This is a genomic window from Sorangium sp. So ce302 (genome assembly GCF_051530145.1).
GTDB lineage: Bacteria > Myxococcota_A > Polyangia > Polyangiales > Polyangiaceae > Sorangium > Sorangium cellulosum_B.
Genome location: NZ_CP150326.1, coordinates 13022457 through 13047542 on the forward strand (window position 1 = coordinate 13022457; position 25086 = coordinate 13047542).

24 protein-coding genes and 3 pseudogenes are annotated in these 25086 nt (G+C 69.4%); 9 read left to right on the plus strand and 18 right to left on the minus strand.

The genetic code is table 11. The annotated features are described in order from the left end of the window. Positions 1 to 33 precede the first annotated feature (33 nt). From WME73_RS49300 to WME73_RS49310, 3 genes and pseudogenes are all read right to left on the minus strand, one after another. Positions 34 to 681 (minus strand): annotated as a pseudogene (locus WME73_RS49300) (DUF4215 domain-containing protein); the annotation flags it as partial. Positions 682 to 813: 132 nt separating this feature from the next. Further along, positions 814 to 1209, minus strand: coding sequence for a type II toxin-antitoxin system death-on-curing family toxin (locus tag WME73_RS49305; protein ID WP_437743225.1), 396 nt, complete (start codon positions 1207 to 1209; stop codon positions 814 to 816). Between the two features lie 2 nt (positions 1210 to 1211). Further along, positions 1212 to 1406: a DNA-binding protein gene (locus WME73_RS49310; protein ID WP_437743226.1), complete on the minus strand. Its 195-nt coding sequence runs from the start codon at positions 1404 to 1406 to the stop codon at positions 1212 to 1214. A gap of 360 nt (positions 1407 to 1766) precedes the next feature. On the opposite strand from WME73_RS49310, the gene WME73_RS49315 reads away from it, so the two are divergent. The 4 genes from WME73_RS49315 (at position 1767) to WME73_RS49330 (ending at position 5244) form a co-directional block, all read left to right on the plus strand. Further along, the gene (locus WME73_RS49315; RefSeq protein ID WP_437743227.1) at positions 1767 to 2081 is read left to right on the plus strand and encodes a hypothetical protein; all 315 of its coding nucleotides are present in this window, start codon (positions 1767 to 1769) and stop codon (positions 2079 to 2081) included. Positions 2082 to 2463: 382 nt separating this feature from the next. Further along, the gene (locus WME73_RS49320) at positions 2464 to 3672 is read left to right on the plus strand and encodes a winged helix-turn-helix domain-containing protein (RefSeq protein ID WP_437914123.1); all 1209 of its coding nucleotides are present in this window, start codon (positions 2464 to 2466) and stop codon (positions 3670 to 3672) included. 277 nt (positions 3673 to 3949) lie between these two features. Beyond that, positions 3950 to 4903, plus strand: coding sequence for an esterase/lipase family protein (locus tag WME73_RS49325; protein WP_437914124.1), 954 nt, complete (start codon positions 3950 to 3952; stop codon positions 4901 to 4903). Beyond that, entirely contained in the window at positions 4903 to 5244 is a 342-nt protein-coding gene (locus WME73_RS49330; RefSeq protein WP_437743230.1) for a hypothetical protein, read from the plus strand. The genes WME73_RS49325 and WME73_RS49330 overlap by 1 nt, the downstream gene beginning before the upstream one ends. 318 nt (positions 5245 to 5562) lie before the next feature. Here the strand turns inward: WME73_RS49330 and WME73_RS49335 are convergent. Next, positions 5563 to 6456 (minus strand): annotated as a pseudogene (locus tag WME73_RS49335) (PA4780 family RIO1-like protein kinase); the annotation flags it as partial. Positions 6457 to 6588: 132 nt separating this feature from the next. Between WME73_RS49335 and WME73_RS49340 the strand changes: the two are divergent. The 3 genes and pseudogenes from WME73_RS49340 to WME73_RS49350 all read left to right on the plus strand — a co-directional run. Further along, positions 6589 to 6726, plus strand: a pseudogene (locus WME73_RS49340) (transposase); the annotation flags it as partial. Positions 6727 to 6939: 213 nt separating this feature from the next. Further along, positions 6940 to 7545 carry a Uma2 family endonuclease gene (locus tag WME73_RS49345; RefSeq protein WP_437743231.1) on the plus strand — a complete coding sequence of 202 codons (606 nt, stop codon included), beginning with the start codon at positions 6940 to 6942 and terminating at the stop codon, positions 7543 to 7545. Positions 7546 to 7754: 209 nt separating this feature from the next. Then, complete coding sequence (locus tag WME73_RS49350; RefSeq protein WP_437856260.1) at positions 7755 to 8255, plus strand: VOC family protein; 501 nt, start codon at positions 7755 to 7757, stop codon at positions 8253 to 8255. A 124-nt stretch (positions 8256 to 8379) separates the two neighbouring features. Here WME73_RS49350 and WME73_RS49355 read toward each other — a convergent pair whose 3' ends face one another. The 9 genes from WME73_RS49355 to WME73_RS49395 all read right to left on the minus strand — a co-directional run bounded on the left by WME73_RS49355 (position 8380) and on the right by WME73_RS49395 (position 18416). Continuing rightward, positions 8380 to 9117, minus strand: coding sequence for a hypothetical protein (locus tag WME73_RS49355; protein WP_437914125.1), 738 nt, complete (start codon positions 9115 to 9117; stop codon positions 8380 to 8382). Then, the gene (locus WME73_RS49360) at positions 9104 to 9718 is read right to left on the minus strand and encodes an RNA polymerase sigma factor (RefSeq protein ID WP_437914126.1); all 615 of its coding nucleotides are present in this window, start codon (positions 9716 to 9718) and stop codon (positions 9104 to 9106) included. The genes WME73_RS49355 and WME73_RS49360 overlap by 14 nt, the downstream gene beginning before the upstream one ends. 254 nt (positions 9719 to 9972) lie before the next feature. Beyond that, a complete protein-coding gene (locus WME73_RS49365) occupies positions 9973 to 10851 on the minus strand; it encodes an NmrA/HSCARG family protein (RefSeq protein WP_437914127.1) in 879 nt (292 codons plus the stop codon). A 1-nt stretch (position 10852) separates the two neighbouring features. After that, on the minus strand, positions 10853 to 11608 hold the full coding sequence (locus WME73_RS49370) for an iron-containing redox enzyme family protein (RefSeq protein WP_437914128.1): 756 nt from the start codon (positions 11606 to 11608) through the stop codon (positions 10853 to 10855). 106 nt (positions 11609 to 11714) lie between these two features. Then, positions 11715 to 12392 (minus strand): class I SAM-dependent methyltransferase, encoded by a 678-nt coding sequence (locus WME73_RS49375; protein ID WP_437914129.1) that lies wholly within the window; start codon positions 12390 to 12392, stop codon positions 11715 to 11717. Between the two features lie 29 nt (positions 12393 to 12421). After that, positions 12422 to 13345, minus strand: coding sequence for a hypothetical protein (locus WME73_RS49380; protein WP_437914130.1), 924 nt, complete (start codon positions 13343 to 13345; stop codon positions 12422 to 12424). Between the two features lie 123 nt (positions 13346 to 13468). Beyond that, positions 13469 to 14179 (minus strand): hypothetical protein, encoded by a 711-nt coding sequence (locus WME73_RS49385; RefSeq protein WP_437743238.1) that lies wholly within the window; start codon positions 14177 to 14179, stop codon positions 13469 to 13471. A gap of 1207 nt (positions 14180 to 15386) precedes the next feature. After that, the gene (locus tag WME73_RS49390; protein ID WP_437914131.1) at positions 15387 to 17237 is read right to left on the minus strand and encodes a DUF459 domain-containing protein; all 1851 of its coding nucleotides are present in this window, start codon (positions 17235 to 17237) and stop codon (positions 15387 to 15389) included. A 93-nt stretch (positions 17238 to 17330) separates the two neighbouring features. Continuing rightward, positions 17331 to 18416, minus strand: a complete 1086-nt coding sequence (locus tag WME73_RS49395; RefSeq protein WP_437743240.1) for an aldo/keto reductase — start codon at positions 18414 to 18416, stop codon at positions 17331 to 17333. Between the two features lie 93 nt (positions 18417 to 18509). Between WME73_RS49395 and WME73_RS49400 the strand changes: the two genes are divergently transcribed. Beyond that, the gene (locus tag WME73_RS49400; RefSeq protein WP_437743241.1) at positions 18510 to 18938 is read left to right on the plus strand and encodes a MarR family winged helix-turn-helix transcriptional regulator; all 429 of its coding nucleotides are present in this window, start codon (positions 18510 to 18512) and stop codon (positions 18936 to 18938) included. Positions 18939 to 18953: 15 nt separating this feature from the next. On the opposite strand, the gene WME73_RS49405 is transcribed toward WME73_RS49400, so the two are convergent. The 5 genes from WME73_RS49405 to WME73_RS49425 form a co-directional block, all read right to left on the minus strand. Next, entirely contained in the window at positions 18954 to 19451 is a 498-nt protein-coding gene (locus tag WME73_RS49405) for a hypothetical protein (RefSeq protein WP_437743242.1), read from the minus strand. A gap of 4 nt (positions 19452 to 19455) precedes the next feature. Continuing rightward, positions 19456 to 19971 (minus strand): hypothetical protein, encoded by a 516-nt coding sequence (locus WME73_RS49410; RefSeq protein ID WP_437914132.1) that lies wholly within the window; start codon positions 19969 to 19971, stop codon positions 19456 to 19458. A gap of 19 nt (positions 19972 to 19990) precedes the next feature. Then, positions 19991 to 20713 (minus strand): hypothetical protein, encoded by a 723-nt coding sequence (locus WME73_RS49415; protein ID WP_437856316.1) that lies wholly within the window; start codon positions 20711 to 20713, stop codon positions 19991 to 19993. A 267-nt stretch (positions 20714 to 20980) separates the two neighbouring features. Then, positions 20981 to 21904 carry a DMT family transporter gene (locus WME73_RS49420; RefSeq protein WP_437914133.1) on the minus strand — a complete coding sequence of 308 codons (924 nt, stop codon included), beginning with the start codon at positions 21902 to 21904 and terminating at the stop codon, positions 20981 to 20983. Positions 21905 to 21956: 52 nt separating this feature from the next. Next, complete coding sequence (locus tag WME73_RS49425; protein ID WP_437917516.1) at positions 21957 to 22610, minus strand: DUF4291 domain-containing protein; 654 nt, start codon at positions 22608 to 22610, stop codon at positions 21957 to 21959. Between the two features lie 463 nt (positions 22611 to 23073). Here WME73_RS49425 and WME73_RS49430 point away from each other — a divergent pair, with 463 nt between their 5' ends. After that, positions 23074 to 25074 carry a beta-propeller domain-containing protein gene (locus WME73_RS49430; protein WP_437914134.1) on the plus strand — a complete coding sequence of 667 codons (2001 nt, stop codon included), beginning with the start codon at positions 23074 to 23076 and terminating at the stop codon, positions 25072 to 25074. Positions 25075 to 25086 lie beyond the last annotated feature (12 nt).

Here is a 25086-nt window from a genome sequence, read left to right on the forward strand (position 1 = left end):
CGCGCCCGCGCACGCCGCCTCCGGGTCGAGCACACACGCGCTCGAGCACGTGTCGCCGTCCGCGGCATTGCCGTCGTCGCACTCCTCCGTGCCCACCCTCACCCCATCGCCGCAGGCCTGCTCCGCGAAGGCCACCTCGAGCGCATACTCCGGGTCCCTTTCACCGGTGTCATCGATGAAGAGGAAGCGCGTCTCCCCGGCCTCGACCAGGAGCTCGACCGCAAGCTCATCCGGGCCGAGCGCGACCGAGCAGCCGAGCAGCGTCGAGGAGTCGTCGCAGCCCGTCCGGACGTACCAGTCGTAGCCGCCGCCCGCGGCGGACCTCGGGGCGAAGACGACCGCCCCCTTGGCCGGCGCCACGAACCGGAAGACCTTCTCCTTCACACCCACGCCGACCGCATATGTGCCGTTGGAGGCAGAGCAGATCGTGGCGAACACGTTCGTGCCGTCCTTGGTGCTGCCCGTGAACGCGCCGCCCGCCGACACGTCGATCGCCCCCGCGCACGCCGCGGCAATGCCGTCCACGCACGCTTCGTGCTTGGAACAGTCGAGCTCCTCGCAGTCCTGCAGGACGTCCCCGTCGTCGTCCTCGTGGTTGTCGCACGCCTCGTCGAGGGAGCAGCGCTGCGTCTCGCCGTTGCAGGCGACCTGGCACTGATCGTCGCTGTCGCAACCGCCCACGCACGCCGCCGTCGCGCCGTTCTGGCTCGCTGTTGTATTGGGGGCGAAATTTTGCAGGGGCGCGACGACGGAATTCCCGAGGGGCGCCGCGGCGCGCGAGGGCGTCTGATAACCGGCGTGCGTAAACTCCTGCTAGACGGAGGGCTCCCGTCGCCGGACATGCTGTTCGAGCCAAGCGAGGAGCTCGTGTCGTGAGAGCGCGCCGGAAGCAAGCGAGAGCATGATGCGCTCTTGAACATCGACGTGGGCATCAAGGGAGTAGCCGTTCAGCATCAGGAAGACTTCCATCGCCGCATGACCGACACGCTTGTTACCGTCGATGAATGGGTGGCCTTGCACGAGCGAGAAGCAGAGAGTTGCTGCCTTGGCGATCACGGTAGGATAGAGCTCTTCACCTCCGAAGGTCGCCTTCGGCTGGGCCACAGCAGCCTCGACGGCGCGGAGGTCGCGAACGCCTGCGGCGCCACCGCTCGCCGCAAGAACCCGCTCGTGGAGGAAGAAGACCTCCGCCAAGGTCAAGTAGCGCACGCTCAGGCGAGCCGCCTGTACAGCTCTGCGTTCTTCACGAGGACAGCCTCGGCTGCAGCGCGAAACTCGTCGTCCGGCGTCGTCAGCAGATCCGCCACGGCGGCCCGCGCCAGCTCTTCCGGCTGCAAGCCGAGGCTCTTTGCGCGTTCCTGGAGGCGGTCGGCTTGCGCGGGCGACAGGTCGATGGCGAGCTTCATGGGGCGCAGTGTACCTCGGGCGACCCTGGCTCGTCACCCGGCATACGGGTGGCCGGCGAGCGATGAGCCCCGGCGGAGAAACGCGGTCCCATCCGTCCCGAGAGCGCAGCGGCCGATGGGAGGGCGAACGACGGGATGATGAGCTTCCGTGAAACCACCCGCCCGCTGCCGCGTAGAGGTGGCATCTCCGCGCCGCCAACGCCGAAAGCAGCGCCATACGGGTCGCTCGCAGGCGTACCGCTCACCGCTGCGGCGCGGGGAGACGCCTGGCTGTGGGCGCTTCTGCCCGCAGCGGGCTTTGCTCGGCCGGCGCCCCTGGCGCCTTCACGTGGGCCACGAGGCCCGAAGGAGACAATGACCATGAAGACGATCCGATTCGCGCTCTGCTCTCTCCCCCTCATGCTCGCCGCCTTTGCCGTCCCCGCGATCTCGGCGGCCGACACCGGCCCGACCTCTGCCGCGAGCGCCGTGCAGCTCGAGTCCACGGCCGTGGACGCCTCGGCGGAGCTCGGGGGCGCTGCGGACGATGCGGCGTGCTCCGGTGGTGACGTGACCGACGCCGACGACACCTCTCTGATGAGCACCGCCGCGCGCTCCGATCGTCCCAATGCCCCTGGCGTGAAGCTGTGCTGCGGAACGGCGGGGGACTACGGGGTCATCTGCTGGCGCTGCTGAGCGAGCGCCGGACGTCAGCGCGGGCTGTTGGCCGCGGTGCGCTGGCGCGCGATCGACCCGATCTCGCGCCAGCGCCCGGCCAAAGCCGTGCGTCGAATCTCAACGTCGAGGTGTGAGTCGTCGACCTGCCGCGCGGCGCGCGCGTCCAGCTCCAGACACAGCCAGAGCGTCCCCAGCTCGAGATATGCGCCCCTGGCCCTCTGCGCTCGCCGCCTTCCGCGACATCGAGGGTGACCAGCGCGGCTCGTCGGCGACGGTCAGCGTGAGCTCCAGCGGAACGCGGAAGAACGCACCGGGATCAGATGTCAGGAGGGGGTCGATGATCTGTTGCCAAGTGAGCTGGGCCAGCTAGGGTGCGGGCCTCAACGGACGGAAGGCGCGGATGAAGGACACCCTGTCGGCGGCGGAGGCCCGGCGCATCGCGCTGGCGGCGCAGGGCTTCCGGGCGGAGCGACCCGGGCCGGCGACGACGAAGCAGCAGTTGACCCGGCTGATCGAGCGGCTGGGCGTGGTGCAGATCGACAGCGTCAACGTCGTCTCGCGCACCCATTACCTGCCGGCCTTCTCGCGGCTGGGGGCCTATCCGCGGCCGATGCTGGAGGAGCTCGCGTGGGCGAGGAAGCGGCCGCTGTTCGAGTACTGGGCGCACGAGGCCTCGCTGTTGCCGCTCACCACCCAGCCGCTGCTGCGCTGGCGGATGGCCGACGCGCACGACGGGGTGGGCGTCTGGAAGGGTGTGGCGCGCTTCCTGCGCGAGCACCGGCCGGTGGTGGACGGGGCGCTGGAACAGATCCGCGAGCGCGGGCCGCTGGCCGCCTCCGAGCTCGAGATTGGCAAGAAGGGGCCGGGCGGCTGGTGGGGCTGGAGCGACGCCAAGCGGGCGGCCGAGTGCCTGTTCTGGATCGGCGAGCTGACGACCGCCACCCGGCGGGGGACCTTCGAGAGGGTGTATGGCCTGCCGGAGAGCGTGCTGCCCAGCGCGGTGATCGAGGCGCCGACGCCTGCGCGCGAGGACGCCCAGCGCGCGCTGATCCGCATCGCCGCCCGGGCCCTGGGCGTGGCGACCGAGCGGGACCTGCGGGACCATTTCCGCATGGGGGTCGCCGAGACGAAGGCGCGGGTCACCGAGCTCGTCGAAGCCGGTGAGCTGATCCCCGTGGGCGTGAAGGGCTGGCGGGAGCCGGCCTTCCTCGATCCCGCCGCCCGGCGGCCGCGGCGGATCGAGGCCTGCGCCCTCCTCTCGCCCTTCGACAACCTGATCTGGTTTCGCGAGCGCACCGAGCGGATGTTCGGCGTGCGGGTGCGGCTCGAGATCTACACCCCCGCGGCGAAGCGGACCCACGGCTACTACGTGCTGCCGTTCCTCGAGGGCGACGCGATCACCGCGCGGGTGGACCTGAAGGCCGATCGCAAGGCGGGCGTGCTGATCGTGCAGGCAAGCCACGCCGAGCCGTTGGCGGGCGCGCAGACGCCGGAGCGGCTGGCGGGCGAGCTGCGGACCATGGCCGCGTGGCTGGGGCTGGAGCGCGTGCGGGTGGAGCCGAGGGGCGACCTGGCCGAGCGGCTGGCGGGGGCGCTGTCGGGCAGATAGCCACGAACAACATCCTTCACCGCGTGCGCCTCACCGCGCCGGAGCGGGCGAGCGGCTTTGCGCTCTTCCCCTCCAGTGATCGGATGACGTTCGCCACGACGTCGCGGACGAACCGCCCCGCCGGATCGTCGTCGGTGGCGGCAGGGACCGTCCTTTCCCTGCCAGCCGCGGGAGCGTCACGCCCAGCATGTCGGCCACCGAGGGCCACCGTCCGGCGCAGCGGGGCCCGGCGTCGCCCCCGGCGCCGATCCGTGCCAGAATGCGGCCGGATCATCGCATGGGAAACCACCTGGAGCGGGTCGTCGGGGTGCTCAACGGCGTCCTCGGCGACTACCTGAAGCGGACAAGCAACGGCCTCGCGACCGCGATGCAGCTCGTCCGCGACGGGCACCCCGTGCCGCTTGCCAGGGCATTTCCCGCGGCCGTCTCTGCCCAGGCCATGCCCCGCGTCGTCGTGCTCGTGCACGGGTTGATGAGCACCGAGGAAGTCTGGACGATGCCGGACGGCGAGACCTACGGATCGCTCCTTGCGCGCGACCTCGGCTACACGCCGCTTTATGTGCGGTACAACAGCGGCCTCCGTGTCTCCGAGAACGGCGAGGCCCTGGATGCCCTCCTCGAACAGCTCGTCTGCGCCTATCCTGTTGCCGTGGAGGAGCTGGTCCTCATCGGCCACAGCATGGGCGGCCTCGTCGCGCGCAGCGCCGCGCACGCGGCGAGCGACAAGGATCGACGGTGGCTGCCCCTCGTCAAGCGGGCCTTCTATCTCGGCACACCGCACCTCGGCGCCCCGCTGGAGCGCTTTGGCAACGTGGTCACGTGGGCGCTCGCGAGCATCGACAATCCGTACACGAAGCTCATCGCCGACATCGTCGACCTCCGCAGCGGCGGGATGAAAGACCTGGCGTATGCCAATCTCCGCCGCGAGGACTGGGAGGGCTCCAGCGCGAACGCCCTGCTCCAGAATCGTCGCCATCCCGTGCCCCTGCTCCCCCACATTCGCCATCATCTCATCGCCGGCGCGCTCACGGCCGACCCGAGGCTCTCCCTCCTGTTCGGGGACGCGATGGTCTCGCTGCGGAGCGCCACGGGGCGGGCGGTCGTCGAGGACCGGTGCTCGCCCTTCCCTCAGGAGCACGCGCGGATCATGCCGTCGCTCGGACACCTGCGCCTGGCGCACGACCCGGACGTCTACGCGCAGATCCGCGCGTGGTGCGAGGAGGCGGTGTGATGGACCGGTGGCGCGGCTTGAAGGACCTCGTAGAGGACGCGGTCGACCACGGCTCCCGGCGCGTGGAGCGCCTCCAGAAGCACGCGGCGAAGCTGCCCTTCGACCTGCTGGAGCAGATTCCCCCGATCAAGGCGCCCGTGAGGGGGATCCGGCTCATCCACGATACGACGCTGTCCGGCGTGCACGGGGCGATCCGCCTCGTCAACCGCGCTGTGGGGGGCGCGGTGGATGTGGCCCTCTTTCTCGTGGAGCAGAAGGCACGGCCGGGGGAGTCGCCGGCCGGCAGCGCGGACGCCACGCCGGACGCGCCCTCCGGGAGCTCGGACGACAAGGTGATCTGAGCCCGGCATCGGACGCGGATGTCGCCGGCGAACTTCACCCAGCTCCCGCGGCTTGCCGAGATCATGCCGGTGCAGCTGTTCTTAACATTGAACCTGGTCTGGGAGCTTTCGCCATGAACACCCGCAGGCGGCTCGAAGACGTCAAGTCCGGCGAGTGTTCGCCGCGCCGCCCGCCTGTGCTGGGCGAGTGTTCGCCGCGCCGCCCGCCTGTGCTGGGCGAGTGTTCGCCGCGCCGCCCGCCTGTGCTGGGCGCGTGTTCGCCGCGCCGCCCGCCTGTGCTCCCTGAGCGTTCCGGCGCGCGCGGTCTCGCGGGCCGCTCGGTAGAATCACCACCTCGATCTTGCGAGGCTGGGACGACACGCCCCGCATGCTCAGCCCCTGCGTCTCACGGCGGCGGCGCTCGTCGTGGTTGGCATCGCTGATGAGCCCCAGGACCGCTTCGGTATCGACCCGCCCCGAAGACGCCCGGAAACGGCCGCTCAGCCGTGTCTCGGGCGTGAGCTGGCTGCACGCGTAGAGCTCCCACATCTCCTGCGCGTAAGGGCGGGGCTGTCGATGGGGAGCGAACCGAGAGAGGAAGCGCTGGAGGTTGTCGACGTCGCGCAGCAGCAGCTTTCGCGCGTTCTGATTGCTGGAAGCGTCCACTGCCTGCGGGAAATCGATGATGACCGGCCCGTCCGCCCCCATCAGCACGTTGAAGTCGGACAGATCGCCGTGCACGACCCCGGCGCTCAGCATCCGGACCGCTTCTGCCAGCAATCGGTCGAAGACCCTCACCGCGTCGTCGGGGTTCAGTCTCACCTCGGCGAGCCGCGGGGCCGGGCTGCCGTCGGCGCCGGTGATGAGCTCCATGATCAGCACACCGTCGATGAAATGGTGGGGTACCGGGACGCGCACCCCCGCGTCGCGCAGGCGGAAGATCATGTCCACCTCGGTCGATCTCCAGGCGGCTTCGTCCTGCGCACGACCGTGGCGCGAGCGCTTGTTGATCGCGCGCTGATCGCGGCTGTTGCGCACCTTGCGCCCCTCCGTGTACTCCGCCCGGTTCTTGAAGGTCCGGTCCTGCGCCTCTTTGTAGACCTTGGCCACCCGAAGCTCGCCGCCGGAGCGCACCAGGAAGACCTCCGCTTCCTTGCCGCTCATCAGCGGGCGCACGACCTCCTCGATGAGCCCTTCGTCGGCCAGAGACATCAGGCTGCTGGGAATTCGCATCTCGTTCTTGCTTCTCCGCCGGGGATCGTTCGCGGCCTTTTAGCCACACCCCCTGGGACGCCGCAACTGGATTGGTCCTCCCGCTTCCGCGGACACCCCGGACCACACCAGGGAGCAGGAATGGGACGGTGAAAGAGGAGGGCGTTCACGCCCGAGTCGAAGGCGGAGGTGTTACGGCTGGTGAAGGTGGGCGACCGGAGCATCGGCCAGGTGGCGACGGACCTCGACCTGACCGAGACGGCGCTGCGCGGCTGGATCAGGCGCGCGGAGGGGATAAGACGAACAAGGACGATCGCGGGGAGCAGGGGCAACAGCTGCGAAGTTGCCGACCTGCACCCACGCGCCGCCTCCGGCGACCGCCTGCGCGCCGGCGTCCTCGCCCTCACCTGGGCCCCGGCATCGTGAGCCAGGCGCCCGACCTCGGACGGCGCAGGAGCAGGCCCTCGCCCCGGCCGCAACCGCGCTCTCGTGGTAGGGTCGGCCATGAGCACCGGCGTGCTGCCGCACCACCTGGATCCCGCCCGCAACGCACCGGAGGTCGAGGCAGCATTCGCGGCGGTGCCGCCCGAGCAGGTGGCAGAGATCCTCGACGGGGAGCTCTTCACCTTTCCGCGGCCCGGTCGCCCCCACACGCGCAGCGCGTCACGCCTGACGATGAAGCTCGGCAGCGCCTTCGATCTCGGCGATGGAGGGCCCGGCGGCTGGGTGCTCCTGGATGAGCCGGAGCTCCACCTTGGGCCGCGGCCTGACAAGGTGGTGCCCGATCTCGCAGGGTGGAAGCGGGAGCGCATGCCGGACGCCCTCGGGGACGAGGACACGCCGGCGCACTACGACGTCCCTCCGGACTGGGTGTGCGAGGTGATCTCGCCGCGTACAGAGCGTGTCGACCGGGGGAAGAAGATGCGGATTTACCGGCGCGAAGGTGTCGGGCACGTGTGGCTGCTCAGCCCCTTGCTGCGAACGCTCGAGGTGTACCGACTCGAGGGCGGACGGTGGGTGCTGCTCGAGACCTACGAGGAAGACGCGAAGGTGAGGGCCGAGCCCTTCGATGCGGTGGAGCTCGATCTGGCGGCGATCTGGATCAGATGATCGATCGCAGGCCAGCGCGTCCCATCGGGAGTGGACATCGATCGAGCCCGTGGTGCTGCGCGCGCTGAGCCTCGGTTGCTCCCCGCCTGGGACGACGCGCCCCCGGAGCTCCAGGTCGACCTCGCCCGCCTCGACACCATGGACGGGCAGACGCGCTGTCCGATCACGAAGAGCGCTCGAACGACCGGAGCTGGGCTACCGTGATCGCCATGAACCTCGCCGGAATCGCCCATATCCAGCTCTCGGTCACGGACTTCCCGCGCAGCCGCGCGTTTTACCGCGCGCTGTGCGAGCACTTCGAGATGCAGTGCCAGTACGACGATCCGGGCAGCGAGGACGAACGGCCCATGCTCTATTACATCGGCGGCAAGACCGGCCTGTTGATTCGCCCCGTGAACCCGGAGCACGCCGGCGCCCGCTTTCACCAGTACAAGCCCGGGCTGCACCACCTGTGCTTCCGCGCCCGCAGCCGCGAGGATATCGACGCATTCCACGAGTTCTTCGAGAGCACGCTGGCCGCGCTCGGCGGCAAGCTCGTGCAGGCGCCGCAGGACGGTGCGTGGGCGGCAGGTTACTACTCTATCGTCTTCGAGGATCCGGACGGCATCCGGCTCGAGATCAACCACGTCCCCGGCAAGGGCAACCTGTCCGAGGGCGTCGAGCTTCCGCTGCCCGCGCGCGTCCCGGGGGGCGTGCCCGAGCAAGCGTGAGGCGGCCCTGTCTTCTCCGCCTTCATCGGGCGACGAGCGCGTCGCCTCGCGCGCTGCTGAGCTCCGCGGACGCCCCCTCCGCCTCGTGCGGACACGGCGGAGGCACCATCTCCGCCTCGTTCGGCTACGGCGGAGGTGCCGTCTCCGCCTCGTCCTGCGGAGGGCCATCCAGCTTGATCTGCACCTTCACCTTCCGCTTCTCTCCGTCCCCCTCGATCTGCACGTCGACCTTTCCCTCGACCCCTTGCGCCGCGAGCTGCTCCATCACCTGCCGCCGCGCCGCTTCCACGTCGTCCTTGTCGAGCACGTCCAGATCGAGCAGCTCGTGCCCGAGCTTTGCTCCCAGTGTCCCGCGCACGGTCCCCGCCAGCACGTCCTCCCGGATCTCCGCGCCGGCGAGCGCCGGGAACGCCGCCCGGATCCGCTCGGCCGCGTCGCCCTCCGGCACCTCGTCGCCCCACACGTCGAGCGTCAGCGTCGTCGCCCCGTCCCCGCGCCGCCCCCGCACCAGGACCCGCGCCCTCCGCTCCGTCTTCCCTTCGCCGCGCACGGCCGCCATGAGCGCCTCGGGCTCGGGCAGCTCCGCGCCGTCCGCCACCTGGATGCGGATGCTCCGTCCCACGGGCACCTCCACGTCCGCCGGCGCCACGCACGCCGCCGCCCCGCACACCGCTGCCGCCGCCGCCACCACCAGCGCCTTGCGCAACCAGAGCCGCTTCATCGGGACCACCTCCTGCTCGGGGTAGAGCTGGCCGAACGCCGCCATCAGCTCGCCTTCGAGCTCGCGCGCGTGCGCTGGCCTGAGCTGCGCCGGCTCCCCGAACAGCCGGCGCAGCTTTCGTCGCACCTCAAAGCCCAGCATTGGAAACACCCTCTCCGCGGGACTCGCCCGCGTCCTGCTCGGCGCGCGCCTCGAGCCGCGCCTTGAGCTCGCGCAGCGCCCGCGACGCCCGCTGCTTCACCGCGTCCGCACGGAGCCCGAGCAGCTCCGCGATCTCCTGGTGTTTCAGCCCGTCGCCGTACCGCAGCGCCAGCACCTCCCTCGCCTCCGCCCCGAGCGCCTCCAGCGCCTCCCTGACCGCGCGGAGCTCCTCGCCCCGCACGAGCGCGTCGAGCGGCGTCCCCGCCTCGTCCGCGAGCACGCCCGCGAGATCGTCGATCGGCGCCTCGTGCCGCGCCGCCCGCGCGTGGTCGATGACCAGGTTCCTGGCCATGGCGAGCACGAACATCCGCGGCGTCCCCTTGCGCCGATCGAACTCTCCCAGCCGCTCCAGCAGCCTGTGGAAGACCCGCGCGACGAGATCCTCCGCGTCCTCCCGCCGGCCCACGCGTCGCGAAACGAAGCGCGCCACCGGGTCGTACAGCTCCTGGTAGAGCGCCCGGAACGCGCCGCGATCGCCGCGCCGGGACGCCTCGATCAGCTCGCAGAGATGGTCATCGCGGGAGGGCCAGAGGAAGCTCATCGCGGGGCTCACCCTCCTCTACGGCAGAGGCGCCAGAAGGTGACAGGCGAGCGGTCGATTCCTCGGGGGCCCTGGGCGACCGCTCGGCGACGGCGCGCCAGCAAGGCCTTGATGGTCCGGCTCGCCCGTTCGGGATCGAGCGCGTCGACGAGCACCCCGTCGGCGCTCGGCAAGAGCGGCGTCGCGAGCCCCCGGACGATCGGATCTCTCGATCCAGGGGTCCCGAGGATGACGCCCTTTCTCGTCGCCGTGCTTCAGGTGTCGAGCACCGTCCAGTCCTGCTCCGCCGCCCACGTCGAGAACGAATGCCACCCGACTTCGGGGTAATCGCGCCGGAGCCGGACGATGTCGGCCGAGAAGCCCGCGCGCTCGTACCACGCGAACATTCTGGCCATGGCCTCGCTGCCGGCGCGCACGGCGTCGAGCGGGAGCTCCACGTACTGGATCTTCTTGCCGGACGCGCGGGTGATCGCCACCGCTGCGTCCAGCGCGCAGACCTCGTCCGAGGCGATGTCGATTCGCACGCCGAGGAACGGCTCGCGCTGCTCGAGGACCAAGGCGGTGAACAGGGCGACGTCGGCGACCGCGATCTGCTGGAGCGTCCGCGTCCCTGACATGGCGATGAGGAGCTTGCCCTCGCGGAGGCCGGGCAGGAGAAAGACGCGCAAGAAGTTCTCCATGAAGAACGCCGGGCCGATGATGGTGAAGGGAACATCGAGCGACCGCAGGTGCCCCTCCACCTGGAACTTGCTGTCGAAGAGCGGCACGCCGGTGCCACGGTCGGCGCTCGCGACGGAGGAGTAGACGACGTGTCCGACCCTGGCGGCCTTGGCGGCGTCGAGCACCGCGCGCGCCTGTCGGATCTCCAGGTCGGCCCCCGCCTCGGACGGGGCCATCGCGAACACGGCGTCACAACCTGCTGCAGCGCGCTCGATCGATCCTTGATCGTCGAAGGACCCTACCGTGAGCTCCGCGCCGAGCTGGCGGAGCTGCGAGGCCTGGGGGCCATCGGCGCTCCTCGTGAACGCGCGCACATGGTGCCCTCGGGCGAGGAGGGTTCGAGCGACAGCGCCGCCCTGCCACCCGCTCGCCCCCGTGACGAGCACTGTCAGTCCAGTACGGTTCCAAGCCACGTCATTCACCTCCATGACCATGCGCCTGAGCGGCCTTGCGGGGGAGGGCCAGCGCAGCCACGCCGTCGAGGAACTCCCACAGCGCGGCCCATTGCGCGATCGCTCCGCGCCATGTGGCTGCGAGCGATGGGCCGCGCTCCTTGACCAACGCCGCGAGCGCGCCGGAATCCTCGGCGTGATCGACCTCGAGCACCTCGTGAATGGTCAGCCAGGCGAGCGCGTCCGGCGAGATCGCACTCTGGCGCCGGATCTCGTCGCCTAGGCAGCGATCCATCTTCTTCGCGAAGATCTCTGCGACGATCAGCGCACCCACGGCCTCGTAGGGATCTTCCGCCTCGAACAGCGCCGTGGATCGCTCACCGAGGCGTTTTCCGGGCCTGAGCACGTCGCCTCGGGCGTCCCTCGGACGCCAACCATCGAGGCCAGTCACGAACCGATCCAGGAGATCACTGTGGATCTTCTTGCAATCGCCGTTGCCCAGCTCGTCGTTTAACTGCTTCGCCATGAGTGAGGCGATGCGGCGGTCGTCGATGCGGGCGATCGTCTGGGCGAGCCAGCGGACGAAATGGGGGGAGATGCCGGCGTGGGTGTTCGCCACCAGGAACCAGATCGCCCGCAGATCGACGGGGTTCTCCCTGAGCGACACGAACAGCGGGTGCGCCGAGACGTCCCGTGCCTCGTATTCGTCGACGATGCGTGTGGCCGGTAAAAGAGTTGTATCCTCGGTACGTATTTCAATTGCACTGGTCACGTTCATGCTCTCCTTGTTGCATCAGAGCGGTGCTCAGACGAGCGTGATACGAGCACACCAGGTGCGCCGAGATGAACCCCCTGGGTCCTCCTGACGTCCTTGGCGGTCTATATCATTCGGGTGACTGCACCAGACGCGGGTGAGCCCGGCTCTGGATCAGCTCAGGGCTAGAGGCCCGCTCGACCACCCAGTGGCGATCGGACACCTGGGCGATGTCGACCTCAGCGAGCCCAGCGCTTCGGCAGCAAGCGCGAACCTCGTCCAGCGTCATCGCTGCGTGCAGCGAGTTCCGGAACAGCGCGCGCTGGTAGGGCGTGTCGCCGCCGGCATAGCGCTGGACGAGGTCCTCGAGGTCCCCGAGGGTCGCCGGTCGCAGCAGGTCCTTGATCAGGATGGCCGCGCCTTGCCTGCCCACGCGCTGTGCCTCTGCGAACAGAGTGGTCGGGTCCGCCAGGTGATGAGCCAGGCTGTTCGACACCACGGCATCGAAGGCGCGCTCGGGAAACCCCGTGGCCTTCGCGTCGCCGCGCGCGACCTGGATGCGGCGGCGCGCAGGCGACGCACCAGCGCGTCGCCGCGCGATCGCGAGCATCGCCTCGGCCAGGTCGATCGCCGTGACCTCGAGGCTGGACAGCTCGGCGATGCGGATCGCGATGTCGCCAGGCCCGGTGCCGATGTCGATCAGCCGGCCCTGGGCGGGCGCGAGCTGGACGGCGCGCCGAGCGAAGGCCTCGTTGACGACGTCGTTGGAGATCGCCGCGTACTCGGCGGCGTCCTCCTCGGTGTCCATCGCTTCTGGCTCCAGGATTCGAGGTAGCATCACAGGCGCTCCACCGAGCGCCGGGACGCCATGCGGGACTCGTAGCCGGTAAGAACCTCGTGGAAAACGTCGTAGTCGCTGGCGACGAAATACATGGATTGCAGGCTGGAGAACTCGATGTCGTATCCGATGACATCCATCGAGTACGGGCGGATCTGCGCGTCGCCCCTGCATGCGAGGCGGCCCTCCCGGTGCGACGAGAGCAGCGCTGCGCCGAACAGCCGGAACTCGTCGGCCGTGCCGATGAGGCCAAACTCGACGCTCCACAAGAAGATTCGGTTGAGCTCGGACTGCTCCGAGGGATTCGCGCTCGCGGCCATCCCGGCGCGGCGGGCCGACGCCTCTGCCAGGGCGATCTCCTCCGGCGACGCCGACTGGCTCATCAGCGTGGACATGTGCCGGTTCGCCTCGTAGAGCCAGCGGTCGTAGTCGTTTCCGCCGGCCACGATCATCATCTGCGCGAGGCGCTGCAGGTAAGTGCGGTACGCAGCGCAGAACAACATCGGTAGGTGTCCCAGCACGTCGTGCACGAAGTCGGGCGCCGGCGCGTGATCGATGTGGTGCTCGCTGCGCATGAAGGTGGCGATCGGAAACACTCTCCTCGCGAGGAGAGTGGCGTATACGCGCGATGGGACATAGCCGTCCACGCAGGTCGCCGTCCACCCGATCTCCTCGACGCGGCGGCTGATCTCCTGGATGGACGGGACCCGGAGGGGATCCAGGTCGAGGCGAGCGAACCCTCTCAGATACGCCGGATCGACGTGGTTCCTTAGCTCGTCGAGCATCGCCGTGTGGGCTGCCATCGTTCGCTGCCACACGCGGGAAGCTCCGCGGTCGTCGCCGAGCGCGTGGTGCGGAGCGATGTACCTGCTCACGTCCGGTGGCATCGAGTCCGAGATGAGTCTCTGACACTGGGTGGACATGAAACTCCTTGGCGCACATCACGAGACCTACGGCCACCGGCCGAGTCCGGTCTTATTCGGCGCTCTGGAGTCGACGGTATTGGCAGTCCGTCATGGGAGGATCTTAGAGTTCCTTAGTTTGTCTCAGGCTTTGCGTGGGTGGAGGCTCAGCGAGAGCGAGGGCTCCAGCACATACCCTCTCTCGGCGGTATGCAGCATCTCGCCGAGGCCCAGGCTGCGCAGCACCGCGATCGTGTTGTAGAGGCGGTTCATCGCCGCGCCGGGGAGGATCCGCTCGTCCGGCCAGCCGACCTCGATCAGCGCCGACGTCGCGACGGGCTGTCCCGGTGTCCTGGCCAGCTGCTCCACCAGGCGAAGGAGCATCCGTCGCATGGCGTGGCGCCGCCGCATGCTCACCCTCGCTCCGCCGTGTGCGCGGAACCACATGCCGTCGGGACCCAGCTCGAGATCTGCAGTCCACTCGGCTGCGGGCGCCGCCGGTGCGCGTCCGTTGGCGCGAGGAGTCGTGCCTGTGTCTTCGGCTTTGACGTCCGATCCGGTGGGGCGGGCCGCCGGCGAGCCTTTGCCCTCGCGCAGCTGCACGAGGCGAGCAAAGCGCTGCTGAGCTCCCCGATGGTGCGCCCGAGCGTCGACTTCCTGCCCGCTGGCGTGGGCCTTTCGGGCGCGAGTGAGCTCGAGTAGGCCATCGAGCAGCTCGGCAAGGACGCCAGAGCGTACGACGTCGGCCTGTTCCTCGGCCAGGTGCCTCGCGTGCGCCAGGTGCCCTTCGGCGAGGGAGAAGCGGTCCTGGGTTACTTCGACGAGGCCGCGGGTGGCCGCGCTGACGATCTCCATGTAACCTCGGCACCACCCCGCGAGGTCGGAGGCGCTGTCGCGGAGGAGCGCCGTGCACCCCGGCAGCTCGGCCGCCCGAATGCTCTCGCGGTCGTGGTGCTCGGCTTCGAGCTGAACGAAGGTGGAGAGATCGGCGAGCTGAAGCGCGAGCTCGCAGCCCTGCAGCGTGAGGTCGAGCGCTCGCGCGAGGCTCTCGCGGGAGGTGGCCTGCTTACATCTCTGGCTCGCTCTCTCGGGCGTCCCGATCGACGAATGGAGATCCGCATGGATATACAAATGGCCAGCGTCGCGGAGCGCGATCCGAGGATCGCGCTCCGCCATCTCCGCTGTCCGGGCATCCGAGGTGGCGGTGCACGTCACCGTGTCGGTGGGACGCACGTCGTCTACATCGCGTGCCAGGTGAGTCTCTTGGCTCGTGTGGCGTTTGATCGCATCCGCTTGCTGCTGGCCCTGACGGGTATGCTTCGGCACAAAGATCTCCTGGAGTGGCGCGGTGCAAGAGCGCGTGTCCGCGTCAATGGCCGTTGTCTCGCAGCCCTATCCGACCAGCCAAGGGCATCGCGATCGTTCGCGTGGTGCCGGCTACCTGATTCCATCGCGACAAAGGAGAAGCGACGGCGACGAGGGCGGAGTGGGCCGAGCGGGTCGAGCGATGAGAACGGAGCGGGCTGCGTGCCGAGAAGTTCGCGCGGCGCGAGGGGTACAAGCCAAAGCAGCGTGCTCATCCAGCCAAGCAAACGGCGACGTACTCGCCGCGTAAGCATGCGAGCGTTTCACATGCCGTCACGCGACGCACTGAAGTGCCCAGTTACGTGGTCGCATCCCGTCGATGTCTTCCCCTCGCCGGCAAAGCGCAGGTCGCATCGCTTGTAGTGAGGACAGGAGCGCTCGGCGTCGGTACGTGGACTTTCAGCTGATCGACGACGAGCCTCTCTTTCGCGAGCGCGTTCTCGCGCCGCTCGCGGAGTGACTCCGACGGATCCTTCTTCCTGCCGCGGTGAACCTCACGCTCCATGGACGGCACCTTCTCGCTCTTGCGCCGGTAAACACGGTGCTTGAGCTCGGTGAACTCGGCCTTGACCTGCTCCAGATCGGTCTTCCGGTGGAGCGCGTAGCCGCGCCAGCCACGCTCGTGATGGCTGTCGTCATGGCCGGGTCGGTGCCCGGCGGGGTCGCTGCGCTCGTGGTCGGCGGGGCGTCTGCCCGCTCAGCGGGGCGGCCCGGGGTCCGCCGCAGCGCCGGTCACGCGAGGCTTCGCGCGGAGCTCCGCGAGCGTCCACTGCGCCACGCCGCGCGCCCCGTCGATCGTGAAATGCACGCCGTCGGGTCGGATCGCGCCGTCCTCGTACATGCGCCGGCACTCGCCCCCGGGGCAGATGTTCTCCTGGAGGTCGAGGAGCGCGACGTCGGGCAGCGTCGCGACGACCTTCCGGATCGAGCGGTTGATGCACGTGACCTGCTCGCGGACGTCCTTCGTCTCCCAGTCGCCGAGCGCGTAGGGGACGGTCGCCATCCAGACGCGCCCGTGCGGGTTCCGGAGCTTGTCGAGGTTCGTGACGAGGTTCGTCTCGAAGCGCTCGTGCCACGCCGGCTTGCACGCCTTCGTCCACTCGTCGTTCGCCGTGATGCCGTGCATGAAGGCGCCGCCGAGGTAGAGGACCGCGGCGTCGGGCTTCGCCTGCGCGAGGAGCGCGGGCCACTCCGTCATGCCGCAGAGGTCCGCCATGATGGTGCAGCCGTCCCGCCCGTGGAGGTCCACCGCGAGCCCGCGCTCGTGCAGACCGCGGAGCGCCCAGCCGAGCGTGTTCGCTGTCGAGTCGCCGACGACGACGACGCGGAACGTGACGTCGTCCTTCACGACCGCGGTGACGAGCGCGTTGAACATCGCGGAGCCCTTCGGCGCCTCGCCGTCCTGCGCGTGGGTCGCGCGGACGGCGATGAGCAGACCGAGCGTGACGCCGGCCGGCACCGCCCAGAACGAGCGCCCCTTCGGCAGCCCGCGCTCGCGGATCGGCCTCTCGAGGAAGCGGTAGGAGACGAGCGCGACCGCGAAGGTGATCGCGAAGCGGAGCGCGGTGAGGGCGGGGCCGTGCAGGCGATCGCTCGACACGAACACGTGCACCGGCCAGTGCCAGAGGTAGACGCCGTAGCTGATGGTGCCGACCCACGCGAGCGGGCGCCACGCGAGCGCGCGCGCGACGAGGCTCCGCGAGCCCTGCACCGCGCACGCGATGAGGACGAGGGCCCCGAGCTCCGTGAGCCAGAACCCGCCGTGGTAGAGGAGCCACGACTGGCCGTCGAACACGGACCACGCGATCGCGAGGCCGATCGCCGAGGCGACGCCGGCGCCGTCGAGGAGGCGCACCGCGCCCGCGGAGAGCTCGGCGCGCGGCGTGAGCACCGTCGCGAGCGCGGCGCCGAGGAGGATGCCGGAGGCGCGCGTGTCCGTGCCCATGTACACGCGCGTCGTGCTCTCCGGCGCGAAGAGGACGAGCATCGCGATCGCGGAGAGCGCGGCCAGCGTCAGCGTGAGGACGAGCACGCCGCGGCGCGACCACCGCGAGAGCACGAAGACGATGACGAGCGGCCAGACGACGTAGAACTGCTCCTCGATCGCCAGGCTCCACGTGTGCTCGAGCGGCGAGCGCGACGTGAAGATCTCCCAGTAGCTCTTGTGCGCGTAGATGGCGCGCCAGTTCGCGACGTAGCCGAGCGTCGCGAGCACGTCGGCGCGGAGGCCGGCGAGCGCGCTCGGCGGCCCGAAGAGGCGCCCGTGGAGCACGACCACCGGGACGAGCGCGAGGAGCGCCGGGAGGAGCCGGCGCGCGCGGCGGATCCAGAAGTCCTTGAGCGAGATCGCGCCGCGCGCCTCGTGCTCCGCGAGGAGGAGCGACGTGATGAGGTAGCCCGAGAGGACGAAGAAGAGATCGACGCCGAGGAAGCCGCCGCGCAGCATCCCGTTCGCGTGGAAGAAGAGGACGCCGAGCAGGGCGAGCCCGCGCAGCCCGTCGAGCGCGGGCAGGTGCGGGAAGAGCGGGCGACGGGCGGGCGTGTCCACGAGGCGAGGGGCGAGACTATCAAAACGCCCGGGCGGCGCCTCCCCTGCCGCGCGCTCGCGTCACGCGGATCGCGCCGTGGTCGAGGTCACTCGTCAGTAATGATCGCCCTTCTTCGTGACGCCGAAGGGGATGAGCTGCGACGGTTGACCGTTGATCGTCGTCCCCCCGGCCTGGATCATGTGCGCCAGATCGAGGAACTCGGCCGGGAAGTTCAGCTTCGGAGCGGTGAGCGCGTCGAGCGCCGCCGTCTGCTCCGGCGTGAGCTTCACCTCGAGCGCCCTCACGTTGTCGTCGAGCTGCGCCAGCGTGCGCGCCCCGATGATCGTGGACGACACCGTCGGGCGCGCCTGCACCCAGCTGAGGGCGACGCGCGCGACGGTGGTCTCGAGCTGCTTGGCGATCCGCTCGAGCTCGTCGATCACCGTGTAGCTCCTCTCGTCGAGGTAGCCCGCGGCCCACTGCCGCCCTTCCGGCTTGACCGTCGCGGCGTTCCTCCGCGTGTACTTGCCGCTCAGGATCCCGCTCCGCAAGGGCGACCACGGCGTCACCCCCAGCCCGAGCTCCTGGGCCATGGGGATCAGCTCCCCTTCGACCGTCCGCTCGAGGAGCGAATACTCGATCTGCAGCCCGATGAACGGCGCCCATCCGCGGAACTGAGCGATCAGCTGCCCTTGCGTCACCTTCCACGCAGGGGTGTCGGACACGCCGATATAACGCACCTTCCCCGACTGGACGAGATCGTGGAGCGCCGCCATGGTCTCCTCGATCGGCGTGAACTTGTCCCAGTTGTGCAGCCAGTAGAGATCGATGTAGTCGGTGCGCAGCCGGCGGAGCGACTGCTCGCAGGCGGCGAGGATCGATTTGCGGTTCGAGCCGCCGCCGTTGGGATCACCGACGTACAGGTTTCCGCTGAACTTCGTGGCGATCACCAGCCGGTCGCGCTTCTGCCGGTCGTGGCCGAGGTGATCCCCGATGATCTTCTCCGAGTGTCCTTTGGTGTAGAGGTTCGCCGTATCGATGAAGTTCCCCCCGAGCTCGATGAAGCGGTCGAGGATGGCTTCGGAGTCCTTGACGCTGCTCCCCCAGCCCAGGTCTTCGCCGAACGTCATGGCGCCGAGGCAAAAGGGGCTCACCCGCAGACCTGAGCGACCGAGCGTGACATAATGATCGAGCGGCATCGCATCACCTCTGGAACTTGTTCCGTTTCGAACAGTTCAATATTGAACTAGTAGCGCCGCACCGCTCCATCGTCAAGCGCGAGCAGAGAGAACATGGACAAGCCGTCGCCCTGGGAGCTCTGGACGCTGAACTTCGAGTTCAGCATGGCGGTCATGGCCGAGGTGGAGCCCGAGGTGCGCGCGCTGGGGCTCGAGATGAAGGAGTTCTTCCTCCTCGGCAAGCTCGACGACCACCCTTACCCTGCCGAGCTGGCGCGCGCGCTGATCACGCCCAAGCCTTCGATCACCTTCATGGTGAAGCGGATGGAGGCGGCCGGCTTCGTCCAGCGTGAGACGGAGGCGGGCGATCTGCGGCGCTTTCGGCTGACGCTCACCCGCTCGGGGCGCAAGGCGATGGAGGCGGCGCGGGCGATCCTCGACGACGCCTTCGGGCGAAGGCTCGCGCGGATCTCGGCAGGCGAGCGCGCCGAGCTGGCGCGGCTCCTCACGCGGCTGACGGGGGAGCGTGCCCGCCCGCGCTGACGGCCGCCCTCGCGCTCACTCGTAGTCGCCCCTCAGCGCTTCGTAGAACGCGTCGCTCATGAGGTAGTCTGCCCACCACTGCTCGACCGGCGTCGCGCCCCGGCGCTGCTGGAAGAGCACCAGATCGTCCAGCTCGCCGTCGTACCAGCCCCACAGAAACCGGGCCCGCAGCACGTCCACGTTTCGCCTGCGGAGCTCGGCCACCGCGTCCTCGAGCGACTCGTCGTCGAACTCGTCGACCAGCGCCTCCGCCTCGTCGATGATCTCGCCGAGGTAGGCCAGCCCCTTCTTGGTGAGCTCGAACCGCGCCTTGCGGCGGTTGACCTCGACGAGGTCCGCGTTCACGAGCTCCTGCAGGACGTCCTCCAGCGGGCTCAGCTCGGACGGCAGCACGAGGGGCATCTCCATGCCTCCATCGGCGGGCTTCAGGTCCATCTTCTTCAGCACGTAGATGCCGGCATAGACCAGCTTCTGCTCGCGCGACACGATCGGCTGTCTGCGTCCTTCGAACATCGTCTCACTCCGCGATGCGCCAGGCCTCTGCCTCGAGGCGGATATGCCGGCGACCGTCTGCGTCGGTGTCGAGCCACGCGTCGACGTCGCCGTCGGCGTAGTACACGGGGGTGCGCCCCGCCGCCTCCGGCCGCCGGATGCGCGCGGCGTGGGGGTTGCACATGGCGAGCACGATAGCGCGCTCGCCGGAGAGCGCGGCCGGCAGCCAGCGCTCGAGGAACGCCGACAGGAGCACGGTCACCGAGTAGTCCTCGGCGACCTCCTCGACGAAGAACTCGAGCTCCACGTCATCGGGCAGCACCTCCGGCTCGTCCGCGGCGTGCACCGCCACGACGAGCGCGTCGGTCAGCCGGAGCGGCCCGCGACCCGCGCGGCCATCCAGCCAGAGCGCGTCCACCCGGCACCAGCCGAACTGCGTGGACTCCACGTCCGGCTCGTCGCGGTGCTGTTCGAGGTTCAGCAGCTCCAGCGCGGGACGGGAGCGGAACGGGAGCTCGGAGATGCTTCGCAGGGGCTGCATCGCGGCGGCTGGCGCGCGGCTACGCGACCAGGCGCTCGGGCCTGCGGCCTCGCTCGCTGCGGCGGACGCCGAAGCGCGAGCCGGCGCCGGACTTGCCGCTCCCGAAGCGGCTGCCGCCGGCGTTGTTGTAGCGCCGCCCGGTCTGCGACGACTTGCTGCTGTCGACGCTGGACGGGTTCGAGGCGCGGTACGCCTCGCGGTGGGATCGCAGATCGGGCGCGCGGCCGGGCGGCGTGGTGTACGGCTGCGTGTACACCGGCACGTAATTCGGGCGCAGCGCCGACGACACCATGGCGCCGAGGAGCATGCCCGACGCCAGGCTCATCACCGGCGAGTGGTAGTACCCGTAGGGGCCGAACCCGGACGTCTGGATCTGCGCGGCGCCTTCGCCCGAGACGTCACGGCGGATCGTGAACACCTTCTCGGGGTCCTGCACGCCGCCGTCGCTGTTCTTGTCGAAGAACCCGGTGACGACCTGCGTCTTGGCGTCCAGGTCCTGTACGGCGACGCTGATGACCTCGCTCCCCTGGTAGATCTCGTTGACGCGCCGCTCGAAGTCCTCGGGCCCCTCGGCCGCCTTGAAGGCTTCGTTGACCTTGTCGAAGTCGAGCTCGACGCTGGTGTTCTCGGTGGTCGCCCAGCGCTCCCTGGACCGCCCGCCGCTGCCGCTGGAATCGCAGCCGGCGGCCGCGACGGCGAGGGCTGTCATGAGCACGACGGGCAGGGTGGTCTTCGTCATCATGTGGAGGGATCTGTCTGGTGCTGTTGGAGGATTCTGTCAAGCAGGCGCCGAGCCCAGCACCGGGAGCCCGCAGGCGCCGGGAGAGAACCTGCGCACGAGGGGGCGCCGCGCAAGATCCGCGAGATCATGGAGGGCACGGCAAGATCATGGAGAGCGCGACGCGTCAGGGCGCGCGCCGGCGGGAGCGGCCCCCGGGGCCGCCGGGCGGCGGCAGCTCGGCCGAGCGCAGCCGCTCGGGCAGGGGTCGGGTCGCCAAGCGCGGGGTATTCAGGTCGCCTTCGGCTTGTGGGTGGCGAAGAAGAGGCCCGGCAAGACGAGCGCCGCGCCGAGCCAATGGTAGAGGGCAAACGCCTCGCCGAGGAGCAGCCACGCCAGCACGGCGGTATAGACCGGCGACAGGTAGAGCAACAGGCCAGTGCGGCTGGGGCCGAGATGCTCGGTGATATAGCTGTACGTGGCATAGGCGCCGACGCCCGGCACCAGGACCAGGGTCACCGCGGTGGCGATGGTGCGCAGGTCGAAATGCGGCGCCCCGCGGCTGGCCAGCTCCCAGCCGAGCGGCGGCAAAAGGAGGATCGCCCCGGCCAGCGCGATCGCGGTGAGCCGCGCCTGGACCCCCAGCGGATCGGGCCATCGCTTCAGCAGCACCGTGTAAAGCGCCCAGGAGATCGCGGCGCCAAGGATCATCAGGTCACCGGTGCTGAAGCTGAGCGCCAGCAGCGCCGCCGGGTCGCCGCGCAGCACGATGACCAGCACGCCGGTCAGCGCCAGCGCGGCGCCCAGGCCCTGGCGCCGACTGAGCCGCTCTCCGAACATGGCCCGCGACAGCAGGATGATGATCACCGGCGAGACGGCGTAAATCAGGCCGATATTGGTGGCCGTTGTGGTGGCGGCGCCATAATAGACGCCGGCGCCGCAGATGCCCATGCCCAGCAGCCCGAGCAGGGCATATCGGGCCCAGTCGCGCCGTAGCGCGGCGCGGTTGCGCCACAATTCACGGCCGCAGAAGGGGAGCAGCACCAGCGCGACGCCCATCCATCGAAGCTCCGCCAGCGCCACGGGCGGGATGAAATCCGCCGTGGCGCGCGCCAGCAGCATGTTGGTGGTGAACAGCGCCGGGGTGACGAACAGCAGGACGTGGGCGATGCGCTGCTGGCGGGACTCGGCGAAGCCGAGAGAGCTGGAAGCCATTGGCGCCGACAGTAGGGAAGCGCCGCTACCGTGGCCAGGGCTCGTCGTCCCGCTACGCCCCCCAGCGCTCTATCCCAACCCGCCTCGCTGCCTCCGCCGCTGTCGGCCAATACACCTCTTCCCGCGGGATCTCGATCTGCCCGGCACCCCGGCCGCGCAGCACCTCCCTCTGCTCCGCCACGAGCGCCGAGACGTCCTCCACGCCCACCGTCCACTCCTCGGCGAACCGCCGCAGCGTCGCGCCCCGCAGACCGAGCTGGATCGCCCTCCGCGCGACCGGAGCGCCCGACGGATGGTGGTCCGGATCCCACTGGAGCCGCACGTCCGAGCCCTGGAGGTCGCTCTTCCACGCCTCCTCGCTCGGGTGCAGCTCGGGCACGAAGCTCGACGGCACCGCGGCCGCCAGGATCGCGTCGAACCCCGCGCGCTGGATGCGGATGGCCAGCACCGCCTCCTGGTCGGGCTTCGTGCCCCAGCCCGAGCGGAACATCATCCAGAGGAAATTCGGCTTGATCCAGCTCATGCGGTCAAAGCTGAACTCCGGCCCTCCGAGCCGTTGATGCAGGGCCGCGTGACGCGCGATCGACGGACGGTACGCCTGGTAGACCACGATGGTCTCGGCGTCGAACTGCGCGAGGATGTGGCGTCCCGCCGAGGGCCAGCGGGCGGCCTGCGCAGCATACGACTCGAGCTCCAGCTTCTTCATCACGCCTGCATCACTCCCTCCTCGTGCTCCTCTCGACCCCACCCTGCCTCGTCCGAGCCCCCGTGTCACCGCGGCGTTCCTCTTCCTACTCACTTCGTCCTGGGCCCTCTGGCGCCTGCGCGCCGGCCCGATGAGGGGCTGGGCGCAGTTTGTGCCGGCATGTGCCAAACGGTACCCATCGTATCTGCCCGTTATTGCTAATAAAATGGCTCGGCATGTCGAGTGCTTCTCCTGAGGCCATCGATCCGAACGACAGATGGACACGGAGACTCACATGCGATCATTCTACAGGGGTTGTACGCTTGTTTCTCTGCTTGCGCTCGGCGCCGGCTTCGCCGCCTGCTCGAGCGGATCGGGCGGATCTGGCGGGCCCGCGGAGACGGGCCTGGCACAGAGCGCCCTCACGCCCGCAACGAGCTGTGACGATGTCGAGGCGCTGCTTCGCGAACGGCTGAAGCAGAACATGATAAAGTCGGTCGACGTGGCGCGGAAGTCCGCCCTGCAGCAGCTCGAGGAGGGGTGCTACTGGTCCGGAGCGGACGGCGGGGTCGTCGCATCCGCCTCCTCCGGCTCCTCCTCCTCCACGGGAGGGCCCGTCTCGGCGCCGGGCGAGGAGGCAGGGGGAGACGACGACGGGGCTGCCACGGAGTATTCGACGACCAACACGCAGGAGGCGGACGTCGACGAGGCCGACTTCATCAAGAACGACGGAGAGCACGTCTACATCCTGGCCCACGGGCAATTCCAGATCTTCGACGCGTGGCCCGCCGCCGACACGCACCGCGTCGCGTCGGTCGCGATCGAGGGGGATCCGAAGAAGCTCTTCGTCCACGAGAAGCGCGCCCTCGTGTACTCGTCGCTGTCCCCGTCCTCGTCGCCTGACGGCGAGCTCCCTTATCACGGCGGTGAGTGCACGTACGGATACGATTGCGAGTTCACGGGCGACGGCACGCCGCTCATGGTCACCGAGCTCGACATCAGCGATCTCACGGCGCCGGCCGTCGTGCGGACGCTGAAGTTCTCCGGATCGTTCCTCAACGCCCGGCGCATCGGGAGCGCGGTGCACACGGTCGTGGCCTCCCCCGAGCCGGTGGTGGAGGGACTCTCTACCTGGCCAGAGGGCATCGATGTCTGCACCCTGTCCGAGCAGGGGGTCAACCCGTCCACGGTGGCCGCCGTGAACAGCGCGTACGACAAGCTCGTGGAGAAGAACCTCGCCGTGATCGACGCGGCCCCGCTCGACATCCAGCTGCCCACCGTGGAAGACACGCTGTACCGGGACGGCGTGGCGCACCCGAGGAGCGACGCCCCGTTCGCGAGCTGCGAGAACTTCTACCTGTCGAACACGGGCGACGGGCAGAGCTTCCTCTCGGTCGTCTCGACCGAGCTCGGCACCGAGGCGCTCGGCCAGACGACGATCGTGGGCAGGCCCGGCGCCGTCTACGCGACCGCGGACTCTCTCTACGTGGCGAGCCGGCACCAGTACGGCGAGACGTACGGCTGGTTCTACGACGACGGCGAGACGACGCCCGACGCGACGACCCTCCACAAGTTCGCGCTGAGCGAGCGCGCGGCGCCGAGCGCGTACCTGGGGAGCGGCGTCGTGAAGGGGCGCGTGCTCAACCAGTTCGCCCTCAGCGAGCACGAGGGCTATCTCCGCATCGCGACCACCACCGGGCACCTGCCCGATCCGGACACGCACAACACCGTCGCGTCGCTGAAGCAGGAGGGCGGCGCGCTCGTGGTCAAGGGGATGGTGGACCAGCTCGCGCCCGGCGAGGACATCCGATCCGCCCGCTTCTACGGCGACGTCGGGTTCGTCGTGACCTTCAAGAAGACCGACCCGCTCTACACCATCGACTTCTCGGATCCCGAGGCGCCGAGGGTGCGCGGCGAGCTGAAGATCCCCGGCTTCTCGACCTACATGCACATGATCGACGAGGGGCACGTCATGAGCATCGGCTACGACGCCGACGATCAGGGCGACTTCGCGTGGTTCCAGGGGATCATGCTCCAGATCTTCGACGTGACGGACCTCGACGCGCCGACGCTCACGCACAAGGAGGTGATCGGGACGCGCGGCTCCGCGAGCGACGCCGCGACCAACCACCTCGCGTTCAACTACTTCACCCAGCGGGGGCTGCTCGGGATCCCCATGGTCATCTGCGAGGGCGGGAGCGGCGGCGACTTCGGCGACACGATGACGTTCAGCGGGCTGCTCGTCTACAAGGTGGATACCGGCGCGGGCTTCACGTCCGTCGGCGGCGTGCCCCACCCGCTGCCCGACGCGAGCGCGGACGGAAACGGCCCGAGCTGCGGGAGCTGGTGGAGCAACGCGACGTCGTTCGTGAAGCGGAGCGTCTTCATGGAGGATTACGTCTACTCCGTCTCCGAGGACGAGATCCGGGTCGCCAACATCAGCGATCTCGCGACGCCGGAAGCCGTCGTGTCGCTCGTCCCCTGAGCGAGATCGAAC

Bases quoted from the DNA above. Each gene is read 5' to 3' on its own strand.
- WME73_RS49310 (WP_437743226.1), bottom strand. From the start codon at position 1,406: ATGAAGCTCGCCATCGACCTGTCGCCCGCGCAAGCCGACCGCCTCCAG.
- WME73_RS49315 (WP_437743227.1), top strand. From the start codon at position 1,767: ATGAAGACGATCCGATTCGCGCTCTGCTCTCTCCCCCTCATGCTCGCC.
- WME73_RS49320 (WP_437914123.1), top strand. From the start codon at position 2,464: ATGAAGGACACCCTGTCGGCGGCGGAGGCCCGGCGCATCGCGCTGGCG.
- WME73_RS49325 (WP_437914124.1), top strand. From the start codon at position 3,950: ATGGGAAACCACCTGGAGCGGGTCGTCGGGGTGCTCAACGGCGTCCTC.
- WME73_RS49330 (WP_437743230.1), top strand. From the start codon at position 4,903: ATGGACCGGTGGCGCGGCTTGAAGGACCTCGTAGAGGACGCGGTCGAC.
- WME73_RS49345 (WP_437743231.1), top strand. From the start codon at position 6,940: ATGAGCACCGGCGTGCTGCCGCACCACCTGGATCCCGCCCGCAACGCA.
- WME73_RS49350 (WP_437856260.1), top strand. From the start codon at position 7,755: ATGAACCTCGCCGGAATCGCCCATATCCAGCTCTCGGTCACGGACTTC.
- WME73_RS49355 (WP_437914125.1), bottom strand. From the start codon at position 9,117: ATGCTGGGCTTTGAGGTGCGACGAAAGCTGCGCCGGCTGTTCGGGGAG.
- WME73_RS49360 (WP_437914126.1), bottom strand. From the start codon at position 9,718: ATGAGCTTCCTCTGGCCCTCCCGCGATGACCATCTCTGCGAGCTGATC.
- WME73_RS49370 (WP_437914128.1), bottom strand. From the start codon at position 11,608: ATGAACGTGACCAGTGCAATTGAAATACGTACCGAGGATACAACTCTT.
- WME73_RS49375 (WP_437914129.1), bottom strand. From the start codon at position 12,392: ATGGACACCGAGGAGGACGCCGCCGAGTACGCGGCGATCTCCAACGAC.
- WME73_RS49380 (WP_437914130.1), bottom strand. From the start codon at position 13,345: ATGTCCACCCAGTGTCAGAGACTCATCTCGGACTCGATGCCACCGGAC.
- WME73_RS49385 (WP_437743238.1), bottom strand. From the start codon at position 14,179: ATGGAGATCGTCAGCGCGGCCACCCGCGGCCTCGTCGAAGTAACCCAG.
- WME73_RS49395 (WP_437743240.1), bottom strand. From the start codon at position 18,416: ATGCCGCTCGATCATTATGTCACGCTCGGTCGCTCAGGTCTGCGGGTG.
- WME73_RS49400 (WP_437743241.1), top strand. From the start codon at position 18,510: ATGGACAAGCCGTCGCCCTGGGAGCTCTGGACGCTGAACTTCGAGTTC.
- WME73_RS49405 (WP_437743242.1), bottom strand. From the start codon at position 19,451: ATGTTCGAAGGACGCAGACAGCCGATCGTGTCGCGCGAGCAGAAGCTG.
- WME73_RS49410 (WP_437914132.1), bottom strand. From the start codon at position 19,971: ATGCAGCCCCTGCGAAGCATCTCCGAGCTCCCGTTCCGCTCCCGTCCC.
- WME73_RS49415 (WP_437856316.1), bottom strand. From the start codon at position 20,713: ATGATGACGAAGACCACCCTGCCCGTCGTGCTCATGACAGCCCTCGCC.
- WME73_RS49420 (WP_437914133.1), bottom strand. From the start codon at position 21,904: ATGGCTTCCAGCTCTCTCGGCTTCGCCGAGTCCCGCCAGCAGCGCATC.
- WME73_RS49425 (WP_437917516.1), bottom strand. From the start codon at position 22,610: ATGAAGAAGCTGGAGCTCGAGTCGTATGCTGCGCAGGCCGCCCGCTGG.
- WME73_RS49430 (WP_437914134.1), top strand. From the start codon at position 23,074: ATGATAAAGTCGGTCGACGTGGCGCGGAAGTCCGCCCTGCAGCAGCTC.